At 72.5% G+C, this 24,792-nt stretch carries 23 protein-coding genes; 13 read left to right on the top strand and 10 right to left on the bottom strand.

Features of this window, described 5'->3' with window-relative positions; all coding sequences use genetic code 11:
* The coding region (locus VMN58_04570) for an ABC transporter ATP-binding protein (protein HUF32468.1) at positions 1 to 898 on the top strand (898 nt) is incomplete at its 5' end.
* A gap of 10 nt (positions 899 to 908) precedes the next feature.
* The gene (locus tag VMN58_04565; protein HUF32467.1) at positions 909 to 1,700 is read left to right on the top strand and encodes an alpha/beta fold hydrolase; all 792 of its coding nucleotides are present in this window, start codon (positions 909 to 911) and stop codon (positions 1,698 to 1,700) included.
* 17 nt (positions 1,701 to 1,717) lie between these two features.
* Here the strand turns inward: VMN58_04565 and VMN58_04560 are convergent, their stop codons facing one another.
* Together VMN58_04560 and VMN58_04555 are read right to left on the bottom strand one after the other, a co-directional pair.
* The gene (locus VMN58_04560) at positions 1,718 to 2,437 is read right to left on the bottom strand and encodes an MBL fold metallo-hydrolase (GenBank protein HUF32466.1); all 720 of its coding nucleotides are present in this window, start codon (positions 2,435 to 2,437) and stop codon (positions 1,718 to 1,720) included.
* 22 nt (positions 2,438 to 2,459) lie between these two features.
* On the bottom strand, positions 2,460 to 4,424 hold the full coding sequence (locus VMN58_04555) for a hypothetical protein (GenBank protein HUF32465.1): 1,965 nt from the start codon (positions 4,422 to 4,424) through the stop codon (positions 2,460 to 2,462).
* A gap of 220 nt (positions 4,425 to 4,644) precedes the next feature.
* Here VMN58_04555 and VMN58_04550 point away from each other — a divergent pair, with 220 nt between their 5' ends.
* Complete coding sequence (locus tag VMN58_04550) at positions 4,645 to 7,248, top strand: EAL domain-containing protein (protein HUF32464.1); 2,604 nt, start codon at positions 4,645 to 4,647, stop codon at positions 7,246 to 7,248.
* 80 nt (positions 7,249 to 7,328) lie between these two features.
* The gene (locus VMN58_04545) at positions 7,329 to 7,865 is read left to right on the top strand and encodes a YceI family protein (GenBank protein HUF32463.1); all 537 of its coding nucleotides are present in this window, start codon (positions 7,329 to 7,331) and stop codon (positions 7,863 to 7,865) included.
* Between the two features lie 16 nt (positions 7,866 to 7,881).
* Here the strand turns inward: VMN58_04545 and VMN58_04540 are convergent, their stop codons facing one another.
* Entirely contained in the window at positions 7,882 to 8,385 is a 504-nt protein-coding gene (locus VMN58_04540) for a YceI family protein (GenBank protein ID HUF32462.1), read from the bottom strand.
* Between the two features lie 76 nt (positions 8,386 to 8,461).
* On the opposite strand from VMN58_04540, the gene VMN58_04535 reads away from it, so the two are divergent.
* Entirely contained in the window at positions 8,462 to 8,719 is a 258-nt protein-coding gene (locus tag VMN58_04535; GenBank protein ID HUF32461.1) for a hypothetical protein, read from the top strand.
* Positions 8,720 to 8,856: 137 nt separating this feature from the next.
* On the opposite strand, the gene VMN58_04530 is transcribed toward VMN58_04535, so the two are convergent.
* The gene (locus tag VMN58_04530) at positions 8,857 to 10,452 is read right to left on the bottom strand and encodes an acyl-CoA dehydrogenase family protein (GenBank protein ID HUF32460.1); all 1,596 of its coding nucleotides are present in this window, start codon (positions 10,450 to 10,452) and stop codon (positions 8,857 to 8,859) included.
* 246 nt (positions 10,453 to 10,698) lie between these two features.
* On the opposite strand from VMN58_04530, the gene VMN58_04525 reads away from it, so the two are divergent.
* Positions 10,699 to 12,894 (top strand): hypothetical protein, encoded by a 2,196-nt coding sequence (locus tag VMN58_04525; protein ID HUF32459.1) that lies wholly within the window; start codon positions 10,699 to 10,701, stop codon positions 12,892 to 12,894.
* Here the strand turns inward: VMN58_04525 and VMN58_04520 are convergent.
* Positions 12,891 to 13,298 carry a hypothetical protein gene (locus tag VMN58_04520; protein ID HUF32458.1) on the bottom strand — a complete coding sequence of 136 codons (408 nt, stop codon included), beginning with the start codon at positions 13,296 to 13,298 and terminating at the stop codon, positions 12,891 to 12,893. The genes VMN58_04525 and VMN58_04520 overlap by 4 nt on opposite strands.
* Entirely contained in the window at positions 13,286 to 14,452 is a 1,167-nt protein-coding gene (locus tag VMN58_04515) for a MarP family serine protease (GenBank protein ID HUF32457.1), read from the bottom strand. Before VMN58_04515 ends, VMN58_04520 begins: the two co-directional genes overlap by 13 nt.
* Before the next feature lie 109 nt (positions 14,453 to 14,561).
* On the opposite strand from VMN58_04515, the gene VMN58_04510 reads away from it, so the two are divergent.
* The 3 genes from VMN58_04510 to VMN58_04500 are packed head-to-tail and all read left to right on the top strand — an operon-like array spanning position 14,562 to position 17,241.
* Complete coding sequence (locus VMN58_04510; protein ID HUF32456.1) at positions 14,562 to 15,752, top strand: acyl-CoA dehydrogenase family protein; 1,191 nt, start codon at positions 14,562 to 14,564, stop codon at positions 15,750 to 15,752.
* Positions 15,753 to 15,809: 57 nt separating this feature from the next.
* Positions 15,810 to 16,322: a MaoC family dehydratase gene (locus tag VMN58_04505; protein HUF32455.1), complete on the top strand. Its 513-nt coding sequence runs from the start codon at positions 15,810 to 15,812 to the stop codon at positions 16,320 to 16,322.
* A 46-nt stretch (positions 16,323 to 16,368) separates the two neighbouring features.
* Complete coding sequence (locus VMN58_04500; protein ID HUF32454.1) at positions 16,369 to 17,241, top strand: A/G-specific adenine glycosylase; 873 nt, start codon at positions 16,369 to 16,371, stop codon at positions 17,239 to 17,241.
* 43 nt (positions 17,242 to 17,284) lie between these two features.
* Here VMN58_04500 and VMN58_04495 read toward each other — a convergent pair whose 3' ends face one another.
* Genes VMN58_04495 through VMN58_04485 form a run of 3 tightly spaced genes read right to left on the bottom strand, consistent with a single transcriptional unit; the run spans position 17,285 to position 20,187 of the window.
* Positions 17,285 to 17,842 (bottom strand): UGSC family (seleno)protein, encoded by a 558-nt coding sequence (locus VMN58_04495; GenBank protein ID HUF32453.1) that lies wholly within the window; start codon positions 17,840 to 17,842, stop codon positions 17,285 to 17,287.
* Positions 17,839 to 19,284 carry a thioredoxin family protein gene (locus VMN58_04490; protein ID HUF32452.1) on the bottom strand — a complete coding sequence of 482 codons (1,446 nt, stop codon included), beginning with the start codon at positions 19,282 to 19,284 and terminating at the stop codon, positions 17,839 to 17,841. The genes VMN58_04495 and VMN58_04490 overlap by 4 nt, the downstream gene beginning before the upstream one ends.
* Positions 19,285 to 19,305: 21 nt before the next feature.
* A complete protein-coding gene (locus VMN58_04485; GenBank protein ID HUF32451.1) occupies positions 19,306 to 20,187 on the bottom strand; it encodes an alpha/beta hydrolase in 882 nt (293 codons plus the stop codon).
* 80 nt (positions 20,188 to 20,267) lie between these two features.
* Between VMN58_04485 and VMN58_04480 the strand changes: the two genes are divergently transcribed.
* The 3 genes from VMN58_04480 (at position 20,268) to VMN58_04470 (ending at position 22,848) form a co-directional block, all read left to right on the top strand.
* Complete coding sequence (locus VMN58_04480) at positions 20,268 to 21,392, top strand: PilT/PilU family type 4a pilus ATPase (GenBank protein ID HUF32450.1); 1,125 nt, start codon at positions 20,268 to 20,270, stop codon at positions 21,390 to 21,392.
* 67 nt (positions 21,393 to 21,459) lie between these two features.
* Positions 21,460 to 22,305, top strand: a complete 846-nt coding sequence (locus VMN58_04475) for an MBL fold metallo-hydrolase (protein ID HUF32449.1) — start codon at positions 21,460 to 21,462, stop codon at positions 22,303 to 22,305.
* Between the two features lie 18 nt (positions 22,306 to 22,323).
* Positions 22,324 to 22,848 (top strand): flavin reductase family protein, encoded by a 525-nt coding sequence (locus VMN58_04470; GenBank protein HUF32448.1) that lies wholly within the window; start codon positions 22,324 to 22,326, stop codon positions 22,846 to 22,848.
* A gap of 19 nt (positions 22,849 to 22,867) precedes the next feature.
* Here the strand turns inward: VMN58_04470 and VMN58_04465 are convergent, their stop codons facing one another.
* Positions 22,868 to 23,998, bottom strand: coding sequence for an amidohydrolase family protein (locus VMN58_04465; GenBank protein ID HUF32447.1), 1,131 nt, complete (start codon positions 23,996 to 23,998; stop codon positions 22,868 to 22,870).
* A 9-nt stretch (positions 23,999 to 24,007) separates the two neighbouring features.
* Here VMN58_04465 and VMN58_04460 point away from each other — a divergent pair, with 9 nt between their 5' ends.
* Entirely contained in the window at positions 24,008 to 24,475 is a 468-nt protein-coding gene (locus VMN58_04460; GenBank protein HUF32446.1) for a hypothetical protein, read from the top strand.
* The last annotated feature ends 317 nt before the right edge of the window (positions 24,476 to 24,792 follow it).

Here is a 24,792-nt window from a genome sequence, read left to right as displayed (position 1 = left end):
GACGGATGGGGGAGGCACCCAGCCAGAGGAGCTCCTCGAGGTCGATGACCTGGTCGCCGGGTTCGGCGCCACCACGGTGCTGCACGGCGTGTCGCTCACGGTGCGGCGCGGCGAGGTGGCGGGGATCTTCGGGCTGAACGGCGCTGGCAAGTCGGTCTGCATGAAGGTGCTCGCCGGTGTGGTGCCGGCTCGCTCGGGCCGGGTGCGCTTCGCTGGCCGCGACATCACCACCACCAGCGCCGAGGAGCGCGTCGAGCTGGGCATGGCTCACGTCCCCCAGGGCCGGCAGGTCTTCGGCGCCCTCACCGTCGAGCAGAACCTCCGCCTCGGGGCCTACACGCTGCGTCGGCGCGACCGGGCCCGGTACCCGTCGGTGCTGGCCGACGTCCTCGACCGCTTCCCGATCCTCGCCGACCGGCGCGAACAGGTGGCCGGCACCATGTCCGGGGGCGAGCAGGCCTCGCTGGCCGTGGCCCGTGCCCTCATGTCGGAGCCCACGCTGGTGCTCGTCGACGAGCCGTCCGCCGGCCTGGCGCCACTCGTGGTCGAGGACCTCTTCACCACCCTGCGGACCGTGGCGGCCTCGGGCGTCACCATGCTCCTCGTCGAGCAGAACGTGGCCTTCGGCCTGCAGCTGGCCGACACTGCCAACGTGATGCAGGTCGGCCAGGTCGTGTACCGGGGCCCGGTCGCCGACCTCGACCCGTCGGCGCTTGCCGGCTTCCTCGGGGTCGGGCGGCTCCTCGGCGCAGGGGTCGCGGCGTCGGTCGCCGGCCGACGCCCCTCGGAGACGCCCGGCCGGCGGCGGGGCCAGCCGCTCGTTGCCTCGACTCGGGCCGGGAACGACCTGGGACCCACCAATGGGCCGCCGCGCCGCGCCGCGCCCCCCACCACCTGAAGGAGCGAACATGCCTGTGGTCCAGCGAGACGACGCCGAGATCTGGTGGGACGAGCGCGGGGAGGGAGACCCCGTGCTGTTGATCCAGGGCCTCGGCTACCCCTCCGACATGTGGTACCGCCTCGAGCCCGCCCTGGCCGAGCGCTACCGCGTCATTCGCTTCGACAACCGGGGCGTGGGCCGGACCGGGGTCCCCGCGGGCCCTTACACGATCGAGACGATGGCGGGCGACGCCGCGGCGGTGCTCGACGCTGCGGGCGTGGGCGCCGCGCACGTCGTGGGCGCCTCGATGGGCGGCGTCATCGCCCAGGAGCTGGTGCTCACCCGGCCGGAGCGCGTGGCGTCACTGGTCCTCGGCTGCACCACCCCCGGCGGCGCCGAGGCCGCGCCGCTCTCACCCGAGGCCATGGAGATGGTCATGGCGCGGGCCACCATGTCCGCCGACGAGGCGGCAGAGGTCGCGGTCCCGTTCGTCTACGCCGCGGGCACCCCCCGCTCCCGGATCGACGAGGACGTCGCGGTGCGATTGGCCAACCCCACCTCCCCCGAGGGCTACAGCAACCAGGTGGCGGGCGTGGTCCAACACGCCGGCACCTTCTCTCGCCTCGGCACCATCGCGGTGCCCACGCTGGTGGTGCACGGCCTCGAGGACCGCCTCGTCGACCCGGCCAACGCCAAGATCCTCGCCGATGCCATCCCCGGCGCCCGTCTCGAGCTGCTCCCCGACGCCAGCCACGTCTTCTTCACCGACCAGCCCGAGACCACGCTGCGGGTGCTCCTCGACTTCCTCGACCAGGTCTGACCCCCGGGAGCGGCCGCTCAGGCGGGCGCCATCAACGCCTCGTAGGCATCGGCGAGGCCGTGGAGGCTGGTCCTGCCGTCACCCTGGTACGACGAGCCGTGCATGACGGCGAGGGTGGTGGGCTCAAGGTCGCCGAGGGCCCGCAGGACCTGGCCGGTGTGCGGTGCGAGGCAGGTGGCGCCGAACATCGCCTCGGCGGCCATGGCGGGCTCCAGGATGTCGCCTGTGGTGAGGGCCGGCCCGGAGCCCACCTGGGAGAACAGGTCGCCGCACAGGAGGGTCCCCGTGGTCTCCTCGAAGAGGACCTGGGCCTCCCATCCGTGGGGGACGTGGGGTGTGGAGATCTGGCGGAGGCGCTTGCCGCCGATGTCGAGGACCTCGCCCTCGGCGAGCACGCGCGGCGCGCGGTCGCACAGGTCGTTCAGCGAGATGTCACACCCGAGCCCGCCGTAGGCGACCTCCGAATGCGGAGCCGCGGCCAGCCACATGTTCATGGCGCCACACTCGTCGGACTCCACGTGGCCGAAGCTGATCCAGCGCAGCGACTCGACGGGTAGCACCGTGGCCACTGCCTCGGCCACGAGCGGGAACATGCCCCTGGGTCCGGTGTGGAACAGGAGCGGTTCCTCGCCCGTGACGAGGAACTGGTTGAAGGTGAACCCCTCCGGGGTGACTTCGGGGATCCAGGTGGAGATCCGGTGGATGCCAGCCGCGATCTCGTCCACTGTCGGTTGCATGGGTTCCATGCCCTGATGGCGTTCAGGCTGCCCCGGTTCCGTTCACTCGAGGCTGAACGATCCAGCGGACGTCGTCGTCGGACGGCTCGTAGGCGCAGTACATGCCGGTGCGCACCCCGCGGTCGAGCGCCGGCCCGGCCTCGGGGAGGGCATCGACGAGCTTGACGACGGCGGCGCGCAGGGCACGGGTGACGTTGAGGCGGGCCCGCTCGGCAGCCGAGGCGGCCCGCCGCTCGCGGCCGCCGAGACCGAAGGCCTGGGCCAGTTGGCCGATGATCTGGTCGCGCTCCGCCTGGAGGACTTCGGCCTCGTCCAGCCGGCCCAGGTCGAGGGCCTCCTCCACTTCCGAGCTCAAGGCCTCCAGCCGGTGCCGGAAGGCGTTGCGGGCCCGGCCGTCGAGCAGCGCGCCGGCGTCACCGAGGGAGCGCCGGTCGACACCGCCCGTCGGCTCCACCCCCTCCACGCGGTCGACCAGGTCGAGGGCGTGGCGTTCCACCCCCGGGTTGGCGAGGAGCTCGACCAGGTAGCAGAGCCCCTTGGTGCGGGGCAGCCGTACCGCCGTACCTGCTACCGCGGCGACGAACCACCGGCCGTCGGGGGCGAGGGAGGCGGTGACGGCATGGGTCCCACCGGGTGCTCGATGATCGAGGCGCTCGAGCAGCGCACGGTCCTGGGGTGGGAGCACCACGTCGAGGGTCGCGAGAGCAGCGGCGGCCGCCTTGGCGTCGATGACGGCGCCAGCGAGGTCGCCTGCCTCCTCGCGAAGGCGGGCCAGCTCCAGCAGCACGGTGGCGCGCACCCACGGGCTCCGGCTCGCGTCCAGCCGGTCGGCTAGCGCCTCGAGGTCCTCGACGGCCTCGTCCCTCCCCTCGGCGAGGGCGGCGGCGACCCGGGCCCGGGCGGCGACAGCTCTGGACTGCAACGCCGGGATCGTCAGGGTGGCCGTCCGCTCGCAGAGGTCCTCGCAGGCGAGCCGGGCAGCGTGGAGGTCGCCCTTCCCAAGCTCGGCCGACACGAGCACCGAGAGGAGCTCCGCGGCGCGGAGGCGGTCGGAGCCGAGTACCCGAAGGCCGCGTCGCGCGGCGGCGCGCGCCAGGTCGTGGTCACCCCGCGCCAGGTGGAGCCGGGCCGTCGGCAGCAGGGCCTGGATGGCCTGGTCGCGCCCCAGCAAGAGCGCTTCGGCGTCGGCCAGCCGTCCCTGCCGGACACGGAGGTCGGCGAGGGCGATCGCCGGGTGCCAGCTGGGTCTGGCCATCGCCGCCTCGAAGTCGGCCATGGCCCGCTCGAGCACGGCCTCGGCCTCGCCCCATCGGCCGAGCTCGCACAGGAGGGTGGCCCTCACGCTCTCGCAGTGGCTGGCGAGGAAGATCGGGGCTCCCGCGGTGAAGCCGATCAGGCCCTGCTCGCGGAGAGGCCCGGCCCACGCCTCGGCTCGGTCGAAGTCGACCGCGTGGTAGCAGGCGGTGAAGAAGGAGCACACCGACTTCCCGGTCGCGTCGCGGTTGTCGGCCGGCCCGCACGCCAGGGCCATGGCCTCGTCGAGGAGCGCCATCCCCTCCGCCACCCTGCCCGCCTGCACGTGGGCGAGGCCCCCGTCGGCCAGTGCCTTGGTCTCGAGGTTGACGTCACCGAAGCGCCGGGCACGGTCGAGGGCGAGCTCGGCGCCCGCCAGAAGCTCGTCCGGGTCGGCCACGTCGCAGCCGAGAGCGGCGACGGCCACCCAGCCCTGCTCCACGCAGTCGGGCTCGTCGCCGATCAGGCGCCGGGCACGGACGAACCACGCCCGCGCGGCGGTGAGGTTGCCCATGAAGCTGCCGTAGACCTCACCCAGGTTGACGCATGCCATGGCGGCCTGCCGGGGCGAACCGGCGGTGGTGAAGCCCCGGACGGCCGCGGAGAGGTGGGCGACCACTGCTTCCAGGTCGGAGCGGCCGAACGCCTCGTCGGCGGCCGCCATCGCCTCCTCGGCCGCTGCGGCCCCCGTCATGGCGACAGCATCGCGCACCGAGGGGTGTTCGCCCGGGCTGCTCTCGGCCGTCCTGGCGGTCGGCGTGTCCCTCGGTGCCCTGGTCTCCTACGCCATCGCCCGGGATGCCAGTGCTGCTTCGCCGTCGAAGGCGAATGGTCACGTAGGGTGGGTAGGGGTTTCTCGACTTCCGTGTCAACCTCACGGCGCTCCGCATGCGGCGTCGGCGAGTGGAGGTGGGATGCACATCGAGTCGGACCCGGAGCGACGGCGACACCGGCTCTCGGACGACCCCGACTTCCGTGAGCTCAGCGGTGCCGCTCATGATGCGTTCATCGCCTTCGACGACCGCGGGGTCATCCGCACGTGGAACACGGCCGCCGCCCGGATGTTCGGCTATGCACGCGAGGAGGCGATCGGCAGGGACGCCACGATGCTGGACCCCGTCGACCAGTTCGAAGGGTCGCTCGTGGCGCGCACCCTCGACGGTGAGCGCATCCATCGCGTCAGCGCCGATGGGAGACGGAAGGACGGCTCGAGCGTCGCCATGATGGTGACCATGCTCCCGGTCGACGGCGGGCAGGGCGGCATCATCATGGCCCGCGACCTGACGGAGGAGCGGCTCGCGCAAGCGACCTTGACCGAGGCCGAGCTCCGCATGCAGGAGGCCCAGGAGCTCTCCCACGTCGGCCTGTGGCTGTGGGACGCGGCGACCGACGCGATGCAGATCTCCGACGAGCTGTATCGCATCCACGGCCTCGACCCCGACGCCTTCGACGGGACGATGACCTCGTACCTCGAACACCTCCATGCCGAGGACCGCTCCTCCTTCACAGCGGCGCTCCAGGCAGCGCTCGGTTCCCCGCGCGGGCTCGAGGAGGAGTACCGCATCGACCTCCCCGACGGATCGACGGGCTGGGTGTACAGCCGGGCCGAGTCCGTCGCCGGCCACGCCGGCCTCCGCGGCGTGGCGCAGGACGTCACCGATCGCAAGCGTGCGGCCGAGGTGCTCCGCGACCAGGCGTCACTGCTCGAGCTGCTCCGTCGGATCGCCGTCGCCGCCAACGAGGCCGCCGACCTCGAGCAGGCCCTTCGCAGCTGTGTGCTCGACGTCTGCCTCCACACCGGCTGGCCGGTCGGCCAGGTCCTGTTCATCGAAGACGGCCTGGTCGCCCCGAGCTGGGACGTCCACACGACGGACCCGTCGAGGTACGGAGCGCTGGTCGACGCCCCTCCGACGACCGCTCCCTCGCTCTCGGGCTCGCTGGCCCGGGCACTCGACACCGGCCGTCCGGTCGTGGCACCGGCCGGTGGACCGGATGGGGGCCGCTGGGGCCAGGCGATGGCCGACGCCGGCCTCGGGACCCTGATCGCCCTGCCGATCGTCGTCGGTACGGAACCGGTGGCCGTGCTCCAGTTCTTCGGGCAGAGCGAGCCCGACCCGACGCTCGTCACCATGGTGTGGGACGGCGCCAACCAGCTCGGACGGGTCGCCGAGCGGGCCACGTCGAGGGACGAGCTGTCCCACCAGGCGCTGCACGACGCGTTGACCGGCCTGCCGAACCGCAGCCTCCTGATGGACCGGCTCGCGCGCGCACTGGTCCGCCAGCAACGGCACGGGAACCTGATCATGCTGATCTTCCTCGACCTCGACAACTTCAAGCTCATCAACGACAGCCTTGGCCACGAGACGGGCGACGATCTCGTCATCAACGTCGCCCGTCGGCTGGAGGAGGTCCTGCGTCCCGAAGACACGTGCGCGCGGTTCGGCGGCGACGAGTTCATCGTCCTCTGCGAGGGCCTGTCGAGCGAAGAGGAGGGGATCGACGTGGCCGAGCGCATCCTCGGCGTGATCTCTCAGCCGATCTCGCTCCGAGGCAAGCACAAGAGCGTCATCACGGCCAGCGCCGGCATCGCCATCGCCTCCGGACGGCCCATCACACCCGACACGCTCCTCCGCAACGCGGATCTGGCCATGTACCGGGCCAAGGAGGCAGGGCAGGGCCAGTTCAAGCTCTTCGACTCCGAGATGCATCTCCGCGCCAGCAAGCGCCTGGCGATCGCCAACGAGCTGCGGGCGGCCATCTCCGGCGGGCAGCTCCGGCTCCTCTACCAACCGCAGGTGGAGACGGCCACGGGCCTCGTGGTCGGCGTCGAGGCGCTCGTCCGATGGCAGCACCCGGAGCGCGGCCTCCTCGACCCAGGGGAGTTCATCCACGTCGCCGAGGAGACGAACCAGATCGTGGCCCTCGGCGGGTGGGTGCTCACCGAGGCGTGCCGTCAAGCGGCGGAGTGGGAGGCGATGCATCCCGAGCGTCCTCCCCTCAAGCTGTGCGTGAACGTCTCGCCCAAGCAGCTCAGGCGCGTCGAGCTGTTCGACGACATCGCCGCCGCGCTGGCGCAGAGCGGGTTGCGCGCGAGCAGCCTCTACATCGAGATCACCGAGAGCGTGCTGATGAACGACGCCGAGTTCTTCCTGGAAGCGCTGTTGGGGCTCAAGACGCTGGGCGTCGGCATCGCCATCGACGACTTCGGTACGGGGTACTCGTCGCTCGCCTACCTGTGTCGCTACCCGATCGACGTCATCAAGGTCGACAAGGGGTTCATGGACGGGCTCGCGGAGTCCGACCCGAGGTCGACGGCGGTGGTGGCCGCGGTGGTCGACCTGGCGCACGCCTTGGGTGTCGTGGCCCTCGCCGAGGGCGTTGAGACGGAGATCCAGCGCGATGCCCTGGTCCGGATGGGTTGCGATCAGTGCCAGGGCTACTACTTCGCCCGACCTGCCGAACCGGACGTGATCGCCTCGTTGCTCGCCGGCGAGGGCCGACTCGCCCCCTGGGGGTAGCGGGGAAAGCGGCGAACACGCCGTACACTCACGGTGCCGGTCACGATGGACAACGCTCCTCCTGGTCGGCCGGGAGCCACGTGACCAACGCACAACGACGCCGCTTCGAGGTCACGCCGGGTAAGTCGGCGGTGCTCATCGAGGCCCGCTCGAACGTCGGCCCGATCGCGTTCGGCACGACAGGTGTGCAGGGCGCGCTGGTGGTGAGCATGGAGGACGGCGCCATCGACCTCGAGGGCGCGGCGCCCGAAGCGTGCCTGTCGATCGAGCTGCTGTCGTTCAGCTCGGGCAACTCGGTGTACGACGCTGAGCTCCGGCGACGGATCGGCGCCAAGCTGCACCCCACGACGACGCTCGCGCTCCAGAACGTCTCCCGGATCGGTCGCACCGACCGCTATCAGGTCGAGGGCGATCTCGCGTTCCACGGGCTCACTCGCCGGATCTCGGGTACCGTCGGCGTCGAGATCGGCGACGGAGGTGAACTGACCGTCGTCGGGGAGCACGTCTTCGACATCCGCGACTTCGATGTCGACTCGCCGAGCCTGCTCATGCTCCGGATCTACCCCGACGTCCGCGTCGAGCTGCAGCTCTACGCGACCCCGATCCCTGCGACCTGAACCTGGCCGCCGGAGGTCAGTCGATGCGGCGCCCGATGATGGCGACTCGGACCTTCACCTCCGGGTGCATCCGCAGCGACAGCAGGTGCGGCGGCTTCATCCCGTAGTCGCGGATGTCGAAGACGCGGACGCCCTCGAGCACGACGGTGCGGTCGTCCTGGATGAGCGCCGCCATCTCGCCCCCCTCGGTGCGGGTGACCCCGCGGAAGGTGACGTCGCCACGGACCAGGAACGTGCCCTGCTCGCCGTTCGGCGTCCAGCTCGTCAGCTCAGCCCGGAGCATCGGATGCCGGCGGAGACCGAGACGACGCCGGAGCTCGGCGTCGTAGATCGCGTTCCCGGACGACAGCTGAGCCAGCGGGATCTCGAGGAGCCCGGCTCTGATCGTGGACGCGCCACCGTCGAGGTCGACGTCGATCCACCCTTCGAGGCCTGCGGCGTCCCCGCAGACGGGGTGCACGGTGGACCGCGCCTCGAAGGACATCAACGACGCCGTGGTGTCGAACTCGAACCTGTGCATCAGGTCGGCGCCTCCGGCCCTCCCCGTCGGGGTCCGCCGTAGCCTATCCTCGTCCGAGACCACAGGATGGAGGGTCATGGGCGTTCTCTTGGCGTGGGCGTTGGGCTACGTGGTCGGAGCCCGTTCGGGCGTCAAGGACTTCGACGACGTCGTAGAGGCCTTGAAGGAGCTCCGCGATTCCGAAGAGGCCCGAGACCTGTGGTCGGTGATCCGGACCCACCTCGCTCACGCGCTCCGATCGGCGGCCGAGACGTTGGAGGCGCCCGAGCCCCCCGGGGTCGAGGAGCCCAACGACCTTGTCGATCACGTGAAGCTCCTGATGAAGAGGGTCTGACATGTATCGACAGATCCGTTGGCTCACGCTGGTGACGATGGCCTGGATGGTGAGCCGTTCCCTTCCCAGCCTCGCAAGGTACCTGCGCATCAGAGCGATGTGACGGGAGCTCGTGGCACACTCGGTGATGGGGATGTCTAGGACGCCTCGGCACGCTCCACGAGGCGGCGGGCGATGATCTTGAGGCAGAGCGTCTCGTCGGCGCCCTCGAAGATCGACAGCACCCGGGCGTCGACGAAGTAGCGGCTCACGTCGTACTCCTCGGCGTAGCCCATGCCGCCGTGGATCTGCATGGCCTCGCGGGTGACCCACTCGGCGGCCTTGCAGACGTAGGCCTTGACCATGGAGGCCTCCAGCGCACCCTCGCCCTTGGCCATCATCTTGGCCACGGCGTAGGAGAACTGGCGGGCGGCCTGGATGATGACGGCCATGCGGGCCAGCTTCACCTGGGTGAGCTGGTAGGCGGCGACGGGCTGGCCGAACACGGTGCGGTCGTCGGCGTACTGGAGGGCCGACTCGTAGGCCGCCTGCATCACACCGACGGCCCGGGCCGCGGTCTGGAGGCGGCCGTTCTCGAAGCCCTCCATCTGGTAGTAGAAGCCCTTGCCCAGGCCGTCTTCGCCACCGATGAGGCAGTCGTCGGGCACGACCCAGGAGTCGAAGGCGACCTCGTAGGAGTGCATGCCGCGGTAGCCGATGGTGTCGATGGCGCGGCCCTCGATCTTGCCGCCGCCGTCCTGGGTGAACTCGAAGCCGTGGCCCTCGCCGCGGGGCTTCGGGACGATGAACAGCGACAGGCCCTTGTGGGACTTGGACTTGTCGGGGTCGGTGCGGGCGAGGAGCATGAACACGTCGGCGCGGGCGCCGAAGGTGCACCACGTCTTGACGCCGTTGATGGCCCACCCGTCGTCGACCTTGGTGGCGGTGACCTTCAGGTTGGCCACGTCGGAGCCGTAGTCGGGCTCGGTGACGGCCACGGCGGCCATGACCTCGGCCGATGCCAGCTTGGGGAGCCACTGCTGCTTCTGCTCCTCGGTGCCGCCGCGCACGAGGGCGCGCGTGAGGATCTCGGGCCGGGTGATGAGCGACCCGCCGATGCCGAGCGAGCCGCGTGACAGCTCCTCGGTGGCGACGACCATGCCCATGTAGTCGGACTCGCCACCGGCGGCGAAGCCCTCGTACTCCTCGGGTACCGACAGGCCGAAGGCGCCGATCTCGGCAAGGCCCTGGATGATCTTCTCGGGGACGTCGGCGTTGGTGCGGTGGACGTGCTCGGCCTCGGGCTTGATCTCCTGGTCGGCGAAGCGACGGAAGGTGTCCTGCACCATCTCGAAGTCGCTGTCGAGGTGGCGGGGGCCCGACTCGCCGGCCAGGTCGGCGAGGAACGCCGGCGCCCGGAAGTCGCGCACGAAGCCCATGGCCGGGTCGAGGGCGCCGGGCTCGACGCCCCAGTCGGCCTCGCGCCCGAGGAGGCGGGTGGCCAGCTCGTGGACGGCGTCGGCCACGAACGCGCAGGTGATGCGGGCCTCGACATCGCCCTTGGCGCCGTAGTCGAGCAGCGCTCGGGAGCTCTCCACGGCCGATGCCGCGTGGGCCAGGTCGTAGGCGATCTGCTGGTGCTGGTCGATGGCCTTGGTGCCCCCCTGGGCGGCCAGGTGGCGGGCAGCGCCGTCGACGACCGCCGAGGCGGTGTCGACCGCGGAGGCGGCGGCGTCGAGGTCCGGGGCGGTCATGGCCGAAGGGTACCCAGGGCGCGCGATCTGTCCCAAGAGGAGCCTGCCTTGCCTCGGGCGGCCGCAGGTGGTGGTGTCGGGGGGATGCGATCGACGCGGCGGGTGCTGTGGGTTGGGCTCGCCGCGGCGTGTCTCGCGGCAGCCTGCACCACCGAGGCTCCCGGCGGTCCGGCGGAGACATCCGCCGACGGGGCGCCCGTCCGATCGCCCACGACCACGTCTCCGTCACCGCCGACCCTCGAGCGGGTGGCCGCCGAGCCTGGCGTGCTCTCCGACGAGGGCGACCAGCGCATGGTCGCCGTCGCCGCCGACCCCGGCGGCACCGTGGCGGTGGCCGTGGGCCTCGACGACGGTGAGCCAGCGGCGTGGGGGGCCACGGAGACAGGGTCCTGGGCGCGGCTGGCACTCGGCAGAGCGGTCCCTGCTGACGCCGTGCTCAACCACATCGCCCACATCGACGCGGGCGAGGGTGCCTTCGCGGTCGTCGGGTCGGTCGGGGGGGCAGCAGCGGCGTGGATCACGGATGCTCGATCGTGGCGGCGTGCGGAGATGGATGTCGGCCCGCCGATCACGCACGTGGCCGACACCGGCCACGGACCGGTGGCGTTCGCGACGGGCGCGGGTGGTGGAGCAGTGTGGAAGTCGTTCGACGGCACCTTCTGGGTGCGGTCGTTCGACCAGCCGACGACCTTCGAGCGGCCGGGCGCGGCCCACGTGGTGGGCGTGGTCGACGCCGCTGCCGGCCTCGTCGCCCTCGTGGAGCGCGAGGGCCAGGGGCCGGAGGTCTGGGCGTCGCCCGACGGGTTCGCCTGGCAGGTCGGTCCGGCCACCGGTGCCGACCTGCTCCCCGCCCCTGGCCCACCGCGCGCCTCGAGTCTCGTCGACGCCGGCGACGGCCTCGTGGTCGTCGTTGGGTCGACGGCCGAGGCCGACGGCGTCGACGCCGCGGCGTGGACCTCGAGCGCGGCCCGGACGTGGGAGCCGGCCCCCCACGACGAGGCCGTGCTGGGGGGCGACGGGAGCCAGGAGATGGTGGCGGTGGCACGGGTCGAGGGGACGATCGTGGCTGTCGGCACCGAGGCGGCGGAACGAGGGTCGGGGCTCGACGCGGCCGTCTGGAGCTCCGCCGATGGGGTGCGGTGGCAGCGGGCCGACGCCGAGCGACTCCGTGCGCCCGGGCGTCAGCAGGTCACGGGGGTCGCCGTGCTCGACGGCACCGCGATCGCGGTGGGGTGGGACGACTCCGGCGGGGAGCCGGACGCCGCGGTGTGGGTGATCGGTGCCGACGAGGATCCTGCACCGCCTCCCGTCAGGAGCCCGACGCCGGCCTGGGTCCGGGTGGAGGGCGAGTCGGCCCTCGAGGCGCCTGGCGAGCAGCGGCTCTCGGCGGTTGCCGTGCTGGACGACGGCTTCGTGGCGGTCGGCTCGGTTCGTGCCCCGGTCGGTGTCGTCGCCGACCCGGGCCCCAGCCGTCGCGTCGGACCGGTGCAGGTCGGAGACAGCGACGGCGCCGTGTGGCGCTCCGACGACGGGCGGTCGTGGCGTCGCGCCGCCGACGCCGTGCTCGGCGGGGACGGCGACCAGCGGGCGCTGGCCGTGGCGGTGGGGGCCGGAGGCGTCGTGGCCGTCGGTGTCGACGGCGGTGACGCCGCCGTGTGGTGGTCGCCCGACGGTCGACGGTGGGAGCAGGTCGGCGTGGCCGAGCTGGCGGCCCCGGGGCGCCAGGTGGTCACGTCGGTGATCGCCGTCGGCGACACGTTCCTTGCCGCCGGGCGCGACGAGGGAGCGGGAGAGGCGGCGGTGTGGGCCTCGCCCGAGGGGCGGACCTGGCGCCGGCTCCCCGCCGAGGGCCTCGGGGGCCCCAGCCGCCGGTCCATCGCCGGTCTCGCGCTGGGGCCGGACGGGGTGGTGGCCGTGGGGATGGATGGCGACGGCGCCGTGGCGTGGACCAGTGTTGACCTCCGGTCCTGGTCGGCCACGCCACTCGGACCGGGTGTGGCGTCGGCCGTGGCCGGCCTCGATGGCGCTGTCGTCGCCGTGGGCGCGGCTCCGGGAGCCGATGGCGGGCTCGACGCCGTCACCTGGCGCCTCGCCGGCACGATCTGGGAGCGCTCGCAGGACGGCCACCTCGCCGGCCCGGCGGACCAGGCGCTCCTGGGTGTGGCCTTGAGCGACGTCGTCGCCCTGGCGGTTGGGCACACCTCGTTCGGCGGTGGGGACGACGCCGCGTCGTGGTCGTCTGCCGACGCTGGGACGTGGGTGCGCACGACCCACGACGAGGCGGTGCTCGGTGGTGACCAGGCCCAGCGCATGGAGGGGGTCGCCGTGCTCGGGACGACCGCCGTGGCCGTGGGCTGGAGCGGGTCCACCCCCGAGGCTCGTGACGCGGTGGTGTGGGTCGCCGACCAGCTCGACGTCACCGGTGCGGAGCGCAACCTCTAGCCGGCGGGTGGGCCCTGGCGGGGGAGGTGGGCGGCGCAGGTGTCGAGGCCGGCCTCAGCGAGCACGTTGTGGGCCTCGTAGGCGCTGTCGAGCACCCACCGGTCGACGGGGCCGTCGCCCTCCACCTCGTCGAGGTAGTCCTCCCACGACATCAGGGCGCCGGCGATCACGTCCTCCTCGCCGGTCGGTGGCTCGAGGTCCCGCAGCTCGGCGATGGCGTCCCGTGCCGCCTCGACATCGTCGGCGCCCGGGTCGGCGAGCCGGGCGGGGTCGATGGGCAGGGCATCGCAGACCCTGGAGCCCCGCTCGGCGAAGCCCCCGCCCTGGTCGCCGTCGCCCCCGCAACCGAGCAGCACGAGGGCGGCAGCCACGAAGAGGCACCGGTGCCGCATCAGCGCAGGCACGATCCGGTGCTGGTGGCGGGATCGCGGGGGGCGTCGAGCGCGGCCCGCAGCTCGGAGGAGGTCAGGGCGTAGGCCGTCTGCGGTCGGTCGGGGGCGATGGCGAAGGCCACGCCGACGACGTTGCCGGCAGGGTCGGCGAGGGCGGCACCGGAGTCGCCCTGGTGGAGGTCGGCGGCAAGGACGTACACCTGCCGGCTGATGCGCCCCTGGCCGTAGATGTCGCGGCCCACCGCCGTGATCTCCTCGCGGATGCCCGCTGGCGCGATCCGCAGCTCGTCCTGGCCGCCGGGGTGACCGAAGATCGCGCCCTCGTCACCGACCGCCGCGGTGCCGATGGGGAGCGGGTCCTGTCCGAGGCCCGGCACCTCGAGGATGGCGATGTCTCGGTCGCCGTCGAACGAGACCACCCTGGCGTCGTCGCGCACACCGTCGGGCTTCAGGACCCGGATCTCGGTCGTGCCGGCGACGACGTGGGCGTTGGTGACGATGATGCCGGGAGCGGGGCTGAAGCCGCTGCCCTCCTGGACGCCACCGCAGCCGACCGCCTCCACGTTGACCGTCGACGACGCGACCCGGGCCAAGACGTCGGGACCGAGGGGGAGCTGGTCGGGGGGTGGCCCGGTGACCGGGGCCGGCTGCATGCCGACGAAGACCTCTGGGAAGGAGTTGTCGCCGATGATGCGGTGCAGCGCCCGGAGGCTGTCGGGCGGCGCGGGAGCCCGTTCGCTGACGAAGCCGACCACCGAGGACGTGCGGGCGAGCAGGGACAGCTGGCCCGGGACCCCCCCCATGGCGGGGAGGAGGAGCCAGATGAGGACGAGGACGCCGACCACGCCGGCCACCGCGCCTCCCGCGTGGTCGGCTGCCCGCACGGGGCCGTGGGGGACGTGGCGGCGGAGGGCGGCGCCGACGGCCATCCCGACGGCCTGGCCCACCACGGCCAAGCCGAGGACCACGCTGAGGGCAAGGATCAGGAGGATCAACGGTCCGACACCCTCGAAGGTCCGCACGATCGGCGGCGCCAGCCGGGCACCGACCAGGAGCCCCACGCCGAAGCCGAGCCACGATCCCGCCCGCGCGAGCAGCCCGAGGCGGTAGCCGCCGACCGCGGCGGCGACCATGAACAGCACCAGGATGACGTCGAGGACGTTCACGCGGCGGGCACCGATCGGCGGGAGGGGCGCACCACGGGGACGGTACCCGGGCGGCGGAGGGTGGGTGTGCCACCGGGCGCCCGCGCCCGCCGTCGTAGCATCGAGCCCCATGCCGCCCGCCGCCCGTGCCCCGATCGAGCCCACCGATCCGGCGGTGGCCGACGAGATCGTCGCCACCGTGCGCCGCTTCGTGCAGCGAGAGGTGCTCCCGGTGGCCTCGGCCATGGAGCACGCCGACACCTATCCGGCCGACATCGTCGCCGGCATGCGCGAGCTCGGGCTCTTCGGCGCCACCATCCCGGCCGAGCACGGGGGCCTCGGCCTCGACGTGGTGACCTACACGCGCATCGTGGAGGAGCTGTCGGCGGGCTGGATGTCGCTGTCGGGTGTGGTCAACACCCACCTCATCGCCGCCGGCCTGATCGCCCGCCACGGCACCGACGACCAGCGGGCCCGCTGGCTACCCGCCATGGCCGCGGGCGACCTCCGGGGCTGCCTCTCGCTCTCCGAGCCCGACGCCGGGAGCGACACCCGCGCGCTGCGGTGCAAGGCCACGCCCGACGGCGACACCTACGTCATCGACGGCACCAAGATGTGGGTCACCAACGGCGAGCGGGCAGGCCTGGTGGCCCTGGCGGCGCGGACCCCCGAGGGCATCAGCTGCTTCATGGTCGAGAAGGAGCCCGGCCCCCGGGACCACGGCTCGCTGACGACGTCGCACATCGGCAAGCTCGGGTACAAGGGCGTCGAGACGGTGGAGATGACCTGGACCGAGCACCGGGTGCCGGCGGAGGCCCTCCTCGGCGGCGAGGACGGCCTCGGGCGGGGCCTGCACTTCATCCTCGCCGGCCTCGAGCTCGGGCGCATCAACATCGCGGCCAGGGCCGTTGGCGTGGGTCGGGCGGCCTACGAGGCGGCCATGGCCTACGCCCAGGAGCGCCACACCTTCGGCAAGCCCATCGCCGAGCACCAGGCCATCCAGTTCAAGCTGGCCGACATGGCCACCAAGCTCGAGGCGGCGCGCTTGCTGACCCGCAGCGCGGCCGAGCGCTACCAGTCCGGCGAGCGAGCCGACGTGGAGGCGGGGATGGCGAAGCTCTTCGCCAGCGAGGCCGCCTTCGAGATCGCCACGGAGTCGATGCGCGTCCACGGCGGCTACGGCTACGCCACCGAGTACCCGGTCGAGCGCTACTTCCGGGACACCCCGCTGATGATCATCGGCGAGGGCACCAACGAGATCCAGCGCCTCGTGATCGCCCGAGGGCTGCTCGCCCGCTGGCAGGAGGCGCTCGGCTCCTGAGGCTGCGCCCGGGCCTGCGATTTGCCGCCATCGGGGCGACCGCCGGAGGATGGTCGCGTGACGACCCACGAACGCCCCTTCGGCCGGTACCTCGAGGACTTCACCGTCGGCGACGTCTACCGGCACTGGCCAGGAAAGACCATCACCGAGTACGACGACCACCTCTTCTGCATGATCACGATGAACCACCACCCGCTGCACACCAACGAGTGGTTCGCCGAGCACGAGACGGTCCACGGCAAGAACGTGGTGGTGGGCAACCTCGTCTACTCGCTCGTCCTCGGGATGAGCGTGCCCGACGTCAGCGGCGCCGCCATCGCCAACCTCGAGGTCGAGTCGCTCACCCACCGGAAGCCGACCTTCCACGGCGACACGATCTACGCCGAGACCCGGGTCCTCGACGTGAAGGAGTCGTCCTCGAAGGACGACCGCGGCATCGTGACGGTGGAGACCAAGGGCCTCAACCAGCGCGGTGAGGAGGTCTGCTACTTCCGGCGCAAGGTGATGATCTGGAAGCGGGCCGCCGGCCCCGAGCGCAAGCGGCCCTACGGCGACGACATCTGGGAGTGACACCCGTGACCGTGCGGTCGTCGTCGGGCGCGGGCGACGGCGGGCGGTGAGCACCCCTTCGCTGCACGGCGACCTCCTGGACTGGTGGCGCCGCGAGCGGCGGGACCTCCCGTGGCGGCGCACCCGTGACCCCTGGGCCGTGCTCGTCAGCGAGGCGATGCTCCAGCAGACCCAGGTCAGCCGGGTCGTGCCCCGCTACGCCGAGTTCCTGAAGCGGTTCCCCGACCCCGCCTCGTGCGCGGCGGCCCCGGTCGGTGACGTCCTGCGGGCGTGGGCGGGGCTCGGGTACAACCGCAGGGCGGTGCACCTGCACCGTGCCGCATCGGCGGCGGTGGCCGAGCACGGCGGCCGGCTGCCCGACGACCTCGACGCCCTCATGGCCCTTCCCGGTGTCGGGCCCTACACGGCCCGGGCGGTGCTGGTCTTCGCCCATGAGCGCGACCTCGGCCTCGTCGACACCAACGCCGGCCGCTTCCTGGCCCGGGCCGGCGCCGGCCGACCGCTGACCCCTCGGGAGGCGCAGGCCCGTGCCGACGAGCTGGTGCCCCCGGGGGAGGGGTGGGCGTGGGGCCAGGCCGTCTTCGACCTGGGGGCGACCATCTGTCGTCGCCGGTCGCCGCGGTGCGAGACCTGTCCGGTCCGCCGGCACTGTGCCTGGGCGTCGGCGGGCTGGCCCGATCCTGACCCCGTGGAGCGCTCGGCGGGCGTCTCCACCGCCCAGGCCGCGTTCGCCGGCTCCGATCGCCAGGGTCGCGGCCGCCTCGTCGCCGCGCTGCGAGCGGGACCGGTCGCCTCGCCCGACGTCGCCGCCACCATGGGCTGGTCGGCTGATCCGGACCGGGCCGAGGCGGTGGTGGCGCGCATGCTCGCCGACGGGCTCGTGGCCCAGGCCGAGACGGGAGACCTCCGCCTCCCCTGATAGGCCCTGCGTCCTCGGTGCTGGGCCTTCGCTCTGGGGTGGCCTACGCCGTGCTGCTGGTCCGAGCGCCGTCCTCACCCGGTGGGGTGACGGTGAGGGCGGCGACGATGTCGTCGACCGCGGCATCGGCGAGGGCGACGATCTCGTCGTCGGTCCGGTCCTGGATCGGGTGGGCGACGAAGACCACCGCGGCGTCGAACCCGATGGCGGCCGACTGGGTCGCGGCGGCGTCGACGAACTCGTCCGAGGCGACGAACACCCCCGGTACCCCTCGACGCTCCAGGTCGGCGATGTCGTGCACACTGCACGACGTGCAGCTGCCTCAATCGGCGAGCGCCTCGATGACCACGTCGCAGGTGGTGGCGATCTCGTGGCGAAGGTCGACCGGCGCCAGCTTGGTGAAGGTGGGCTTGCGGTAGCGCTCCACCCGGGCGCCGAGGCCGGCGAGGCGCTCCGCCACCCGGTCGAGGAACACGTCGCCCCGCGGCTTGGAGATGTCGAGCAGGCCGACGGTGCGCCCGTCGAGCGACGCCGGGCGCTCGACGCGCGGCCGCTCGGTGGGTGCCTGCTCTCCAGTGGGGTCGAGCACGGTGGTGGTCACGACGTTGCCTCCTGCGGGTGGATGGGCCGGGTCACGGGCGAGCTGCCGACATCGCCGGAGGCCCACCCGGCGACGATGGCGGAGAAGAGCCCGGCCCCGCCGCCGGCGTGGGCGACGAGCAGCCCACCGGGACGGAACTTCGGCAGGGTGGCGTCGGCGAGGTGCTCGGGGACGCCCTCGGCGATCCCGCCGGCTCCCCGCACCAGCTCGGCGCCGGGCAGCTGGAGGAGGCCGTGGAGCTCATCGAGGAGCCGGTCGCGGCTCCACCCCGCGTCGGCGAAGACCCGGGCGTGCTCGGGGCTGACCACGAGGACGGCGTCGAACGCGATGGGCAGCTTCGGGTGGGCGACGGTGCGCAGGCAGGCGGCGAAGGAGCGGGCCAGCGACTCCGGTGTCCGGCTGAGCTGGTCGACGACCCCCTGGACGCCGGAGCCGGCGAAGAGGGTGACGGCGTCGACACCGGCGAGCACGCCGCGGGAGGCGGAGAGCGGCTCCCACGGGGAGGTCTCCTCGGCCTCGGCGAAGCAGAAGGTGTACTTGCCGGGTTGGCCGAGGGTGGCCCTGTCGACGCCACCGGGGCGGCCGCCGCCCACGTTCCGGACCACCAGCTGCAGAGCTCGGCCGATGGTGGCGTTGGCCCGGTTGCCCTGGCCCATGGCGTTGATGCCCGAGTTCATGCCGATGGCCTCGGCGATGGGGCCGTTGACGATGACCACCGGCCCGGAGAACCACGTGGTGGAGAGGACGCCGTGCATGTTGAACTCGGGCGTGCACGCCGCCTCCACCGCCGCCAGCACGACGGGCAGGTGCTCGGGGAGACACCCCGCCATCACCGCGTTGACCGCCACCTTCTCGACCGTGCACGGCACCAGGTCGGGCGGCACGTCGACGACGACCTCGTCGGGCGGGCGGTCGGTCCCGCCGAGCATGCGGAGCACCCTGGCCTCGGTGGGTGGCACGACGGGGAGGCCGTCGGTCCAGCCTCGCTCGAACATGGCCTCGTGCTCGTCCTCCAGCTCGGCCACATCGACCCGGCGGCTGCGGAGCACGCTTCCCCCGAAGCGGACGGCGAGGGCCTCGGCCACGCCGGGCTCGACGCTCTTCGAGCCGCACCCGGGGCGGTGGGGCGGCAGGCCGTCGCCGAGGTCGGAGATTCCGGTGAGCTTGCCCCACGCCTCCGCCGACCAGCCGACCGTGCGCTCGACCTCCCGGCCGTCGACCACCCGCAGGAGGGTGGGGACGGTGTCGAGGTCGAGGTGGTAGCTCACCTCGAGGGCGGTGTCGTCGACCACCCGGCCAACGCCGTCGGGGAACCCGGGGTCGTCCTGGGTGTAGACGGTGACGCCGACCTCGGCGTCGATGCAGGCGAGCACCGGGGCCACGAGCGTGCAGGTCGGGCAGTCCCGCTTGACCACGGCGACGATGCCCTCGGGCAGCTCCATGCCCCGACGGTATCCCCGGGCCTAGGAACCGGTCACGAAGTCGACGATGAGCCGGTTGACCACGGCCGGGCGCTCAAGGTGCAGGAAGTGGCCGGCGTCGGGGACGATCTCGACCCGGCTGCCCTCGGCCGGGAGGAAGTCGGCGGCGTTGGCGGCCAGGTCGACCCCGACGCAGCCGTCGTCGGCCCCGTGCAGGTAGAGGGTGGGCTGGGGGGTCGGTGCCGCCGCCGCGGCCTGGATGTCGGCCAGGGCAGGGTCCTGCTCGACGGCGCCGAGGGTGGCCCGGTAGTAGCCGATGGCGGCGGCGAGGTTGGCCGGGTCCCGCAGCGACGGCTTGAGCAGCTCGAGGTCCTCGGTGGCGTCGTAGCCGGGCGACCAGTCGGCCCAGAGCCGGTCGATGAACGCCAGGTCGTCGGCGCCGGCGATCATCTCGGCCAGGGGGTGCTGGAACACGAACATGTAGAACGAGCGCTTGAGCTGGTCGTAGGTGAGGAAACCCGCTCCCAGGGCCCCCGATGGTGGGACGGCGGCGGTGACCACCCGGCGCCAGCGGTCCGGGGCGTGTGCGGCGGCGCCGTAGGCGGCTGCGGCCCCCCAGTCGTGGCCGATGAGCACGGCGTCGGCGTCGCCGCCGAGTGCTTCGTGCAGGGCGATGGCGTCGGCCGCCACTGCTCCGGTCTGGTAGCGGCCGTCGGCAGGCACGTCGGTGGGGGCGTAGCCACGGAGGAACGGGGCGGCCACGCGGTGGCCGGCGGCCGCCAGCTCGGGCGCCAGGTGCCGCCAGGTGTGGGCGGCGTCGGGGAACCCGTGCAGGCAGATGGCGAGGGGTCCGTCGTCGGGTCCGGCGGTGAGGACGGTGAACTCGAGGCCGTTGGCCTTGACGCGCTGAGGGGTGAGCTCCATGGTCCGACCATAGGGCGCGTCGGGGGACGAGCCGGGGGGATCCCTCAAGGCGGGCGCTCCCGCGCCCGATGAAACAAGACATGGCGCACGAGTACCTCGACGGGCTGTTGGCCGCCCTGGCCAAGGCCGAAGGATCCGACCTCCACGTGAAGGTGGGGTCACCTCCGCGGATCCGGGTCCACGGCACCCTGTCCCGCATCGAAGGCGAGGAGAGCGTCCAGCCGGCCGTCACCGCTGCGATGGCCCAGGCCATCATGCGCCCGGACGTCTTCGAGCGCTTCGACCGCAGCGCCGACGTCGACTTCGCCTACTCCGTGCCCGGGATCGGCCGCTTCCGTGCCAACGCCTTCCGGCAGCGGGGGTCGGTGGCCCTCATCTTCCGGATGGTCCAGTCGTCCACGGCGAGCTTCGCCGACCTCGGCCTGCCCGACGTGATCGGCCGGCTGGCCCTCGAGCACCGCGGCCTGGTGCTCGTCACCGGCCCCACCGGCTCCGGGAAGACCACCACCCTCGCCGCCATGATCGACCACATCAACAACAACCGCGAGTGCCACGTGATGACCATCGAGGATCCCATCGAGGTCCTCCACGGCGACAAGATGGCCTCGATCAACCAGCGGGAGATCGGCGTCGACGCGGACAGCTTCAGCACTGCCATGCGGGCCGCCATGCGCCAGGACCCCGACGTCATCCTCGTCGGCGAGATGCGCGACGAGGAGACCGTGGCCGCCGCGCTCTCGGCCGCCGAGACCGGCCACCTCGTCCTGTCGACCCTCCACACGGTCGATGCCGCCGAGACGGTGAACCGCATCGTCGACTTCTTCCCGCCCCACCAGCAGCACCAGATCCGCATGGCCCTGGCCGGCACCATCAAGGGCACCGTCTGCCAGCGGCTGGTCCCCACCACCGACGGTGAGGGTCGGACCCCCGCCCTCGAGATCATGGTGGCCAACGGTCGCATCCAGCAGTGCATCGTCGATCCGCAGCTCACGGGCGAGATGGGCGAGATCATCGCCGACGGCGAGTACTACGGCATGCAGACCTTCGACCAGTCGCTGGTGAAGCTCATCGAGGCTGGGAAGATCGACCTGCGTGGTGCGCTCGGCGCCGCCTCCAAGCCCCACGACCTCAAGGTCATGCTCCAGCAGCGGGGCATCCTCGGCCCCGGTGGCCGTCAGGCGCCCGCCGCGCCGGCAACGGTGTGACCCTTGACACACGAGGTGAACAGGGCCTGACCTGCGGGTAGCGTCTTCTCCCTCACGAGGGGGGACCTTGCTGGACGTCACGTTCTACGGAGTACGGGGATCGACGCCTTGCCCGTGCGATGGCAACGTCCGCTACGGGGGCAACACCGCCTGCGTGACCGTGGAGTCCCCCGGCCAGGAGCCCCTGGTCCTCGACCTCGGGACCGGTCTGCGCTCGTGGGGCCTCACGCAGCCCACCGACGGTTCGTTCCGGGGCTCGGCTCTGCTCACCCACATCCACTGGGACCACGTGCAGGGCCTCCCGTTCTTCGCCCCGATCGACCGCGTGGGTGCCCGCCTCGACATCTATGGGCCCGTGCAGGAGGGGGGCATCAGCCTCGAGCAGGCCTTCGACGACTTCATGCGCCCGCCCTACTTCCCGGTGCAGGCGACCGATCTCCGGGGCGAGATCGTGTTCCACGACCTCGACCACGCCGACATCGTCGTCGGTGACACCAAGGTGAAGATCCGGCCCGTCCCGCACTGCGGGCCCACCAACGGCTACCGCATCGAGCGCGACGGCACGTCGGTCGCCTACATCAGTGACCACCAGTCGCCGCGCGACGGCAGCCACTCGGTTGCCGACAGCGTGCTCGAGCTCTGCGACGGCGCCGACCTGCTGATCCACGACGCCCAGTACACGCCTGAGGAGTGGGCCGAGCGCTCGCACTGGGGCCACTGCACGGTCGACTACGCCGTCACCGTGGCCCGTGAGGCCGGCGCCCGCCGCCTCGTGCTGTTCCACCACGATCCGAGCCACGACGACGACATGGTCGACCGGCTGCTCGAGGGCGCGCGCCAGCGAGCCGCCGCGTGCGGCGTCGACGAGGTCATCGCGGCCTACGAGGGTCTCACCGTGACCCTCGGCGGATGATCTGGTAGCACTCGCCCCATGCCCGACCCCATCGAAGAGCCGCTCTCCGACGACTCCGCTGCCGTCCAGATCGACCCCGGGGTGTTCCGGTCCGTGCTCGGCCACTTCCCGACCGGGGTCAGCGTGATCGCCTCGGTGGTGGGCGAGGTGCCGGTGGGCCTGGCCATCGGTTCGTTCTTCTCCGTCTCGCTCGACCCTCCGCTCGTCGGCTTCTGCGCCGACAAGGGCTCCAGCAGCTGGCCGGGCATCCGCGAGGCTGGCGGCTTCTGCGTGAACGTCCTCCACCAGGACCAAGAGGCGCTCTGCCGCCAGTTCGCCACCAAGGGGGTCGACAAGTTCGAGGGGGTCGGCTGGACAGCCGCCAGCGGGAGCGGCTCGCCGCAGCTGAGCGACGCGCTGGCCTGGGTCGACTGCCGCATCGAGGCGGTCCACGACGCCGGCGACCACGAGATCTGCATCGGCCGGGTGCTGGGTCTCGACGTCGGGCGCGAGGGCGGCCCGCTCGTGTTCTACCGGGGCGGCTACGGGCGCTTCGAGGCCTGAGGCCGGACGGCGTCGAGCGTCACGCCACGCTCCGCGGTCGATCGTCAACGATGTAGGTCCGGGCGGCGGTCCCGAAGAACATGGCGTGGCGCTCGGCCTCGGAGAACGGGGAGGCGATCTTCTTGAGGGCGTTCCACAGCACGGCGTAGGAGATCGACCGGCGGTCGACCGGGAAGTTCGACTCGAACATGCAGCGCTCGGGCCCGAAGCACTCGATGGTGTGGAGGTAGTAGCGGGACTGGGCTTCCACCAGCTCGTCGGAGGTCGCCGGGGTGGCGCGCCGGTCCCATCCGAAGCCGTTGTCCGGCATGGCCAGGCCCCCCAGCTTGGCCACCACGTTCTCGTGCTCGGCGATGGCGGCGATGTCGTCCTTCCAGGCGGCGAAGATCTCCTCTCGCTGCCCGGCGTAGGGGCCCACGCCGAGGGGGGTGCCGAAGTGGTCGAGCACCAAGGTGGTGCCGGGTACGGCCCGGGCCAGGTCGGCGAAGTCCTGGTTCTGATGGTGGTAGTGCCAGGTGTCGTAGGTGTGGCCCCGCTCGCCGAGCGCCGCCACCCCCGCCCGGAAGGCGGGGTCGGCGTAGAGGCCGGCGGGCACCCGGCCGGGGATGGTGAAGGACTCGGGGTGCAGGGCGTGCGCCCCGGCGTGGCGGATGCCGCGGAACAGCCCACCGCCGGCGGCCTCGTGGTCATCGAGGAGCTCGTCGAGGCGCGCTCGGTCGAGGCGCAGGTCGGCGCGGGCCACGATGCCGGCGATCTCGGCCCCGCCGGCGACCCGGCTCTCGGCCGCCTGCTCGGCCACGAAGGTCGTCTCACCGACCGGCCGCAGGTGCTCGGGCCCGTCGGTGCGGTAGCCGGCGCCGCACTCCACGAAGACGGTCTTGACGATGTTGTGCCCCGAGCCCGTGTCGGCGTGGAGGTCGGCCACGAAGTAGTCCATGTCGTCGCGCCGCCAGAGGTGGTGGTGGGGGTCGATGATCGGCCGCTCGGGGTCGATGACCTCCTCCTGCACCTGGTCGAGCCACGCCTGGTGGTCCTGGGCCGATACCGCCATCTGCACCCCCGTCTCGCGAGCCGCCATCATCGCCCAGCGACGGGCGCGGCGCTGCCCGTCTCGGTGCCCCGAGGTGCGGACCGCGACGAGGCGCGGCACGCTGCAGGGGTGCGCCGCCGCCCGCCCGAGATCCTGATCTTCACGTTCGCCGACCGCCGCGAGGTGCTCGCCACCATGGGTGAGCTCGACCCCGACGGTGGGTGGCTGACCCTGCAGCCGGGCTTCGACGCCGAGGAAGCGGCCGCCGACGAAGCCGCCCGTTCCCGCTCGCCGGTCGACTCCGTCCCGGTCTGCACGTGGGTGCCGGGGGAGCGGTCGCGTCGTTCCGGTGAGCACGTGGCGCTCGGGATCGAGCACGGCGCCCGGGACAAGGTGAGCGACCGCCTCGCCGAGGCCGGGGTGGCGGTGCCGGCCGAGTGGGAGGTGGTGCAGGACAACGCCGGCCGCGGGTTGGTGGTGGCCGCTCGGCCCGTCGACCCCCACGACGCGGTCCTGGACTGGCTCCTGCGCGCGGGTGTGGCCCTGAGCTTCGCCCCGCTGACCGGCGAGTGGCGGGCGCTGGTGCACCGCCGCTGAGGCCAAGAGGCCGAGTCCGTGATGGGGCCAGTGAGCCTCAGCGCCTGGAGGCCAGGAGGGTGAGGCTCAGGGGGAGTCGTGGCCGGCCGGGTGGTACGTGCCACCGGCCGTCGTCGGCCTCGACCAGCCAAGGGAACCGGGGGTAGACGGTACAGGCGCCCCCCGGGGCGGAGGAGGGCCGCGACCTGCGCCGCCCACCGCCCGACGCTCGGGAGCCAGCACAGGGCGCCGAGGCTCACGTAGGCGACGTCGAAGGCCTCGCGGGGGAGCACCTCGGCGGCTCGGAGGACGTCGGCCTCCACGAAGCGCGCCCGCTC

This window comes from Acidimicrobiales bacterium, from assembly GCA_035512495.1.
Lineage (GTDB): Bacteria > Actinomycetota > Acidimicrobiia > Acidimicrobiales > CADCSY01 > DATKDW01.
This window is presented reverse-complemented; position numbering and strand designations above follow the sequence as displayed.

Coding starts and splice junctions, on each gene's coding strand:
- VMN58_04565 (HUF32467.1), top strand. CDS start 909: ATGCCTGTGGTCCAGCGAGACGACGCCGAGATCTGGTGGGACGAGCGC.
- VMN58_04560 (HUF32466.1), bottom strand. CDS start 2,437: ATGCAACCGACAGTGGACGAGATCGCGGCTGGCATCCACCGGATCTCC.
- VMN58_04555 (HUF32465.1), bottom strand. CDS start 4,424: ATGACGGGGGCCGCAGCGGCCGAGGAGGCGATGGCGGCCGCCGACGAG.
- VMN58_04550 (HUF32464.1), top strand. CDS start 4,645: ATGCACATCGAGTCGGACCCGGAGCGACGGCGACACCGGCTCTCGGAC.
- VMN58_04540 (HUF32462.1), bottom strand. CDS start 8,385: ATGCACAGGTTCGAGTTCGACACCACGGCGTCGTTGATGTCCTTCGAG.
- VMN58_04535 (HUF32461.1), top strand. CDS start 8,462: ATGGGCGTTCTCTTGGCGTGGGCGTTGGGCTACGTGGTCGGAGCCCGT.
- VMN58_04530 (HUF32460.1), bottom strand. CDS start 10,452: ATGACCGCCCCGGACCTCGACGCCGCCGCCTCCGCGGTCGACACCGCC.
- VMN58_04510 (HUF32456.1), top strand. CDS start 14,562: ATGCCGCCCGCCGCCCGTGCCCCGATCGAGCCCACCGATCCGGCGGTG.
- VMN58_04490 (HUF32452.1), bottom strand. CDS start 19,284: ATGGAGCTGCCCGAGGGCATCGTCGCCGTGGTCAAGCGGGACTGCCCG.
- VMN58_04485 (HUF32451.1), bottom strand. CDS start 20,187: ATGGAGCTCACCCCTCAGCGCGTCAAGGCCAACGGCCTCGAGTTCACC.
- VMN58_04480 (HUF32450.1), top strand. CDS start 20,268: ATGGCGCACGAGTACCTCGACGGGCTGTTGGCCGCCCTGGCCAAGGCC.
- VMN58_04470 (HUF32448.1), top strand. CDS start 22,324: ATGCCCGACCCCATCGAAGAGCCGCTCTCCGACGACTCCGCTGCCGTC.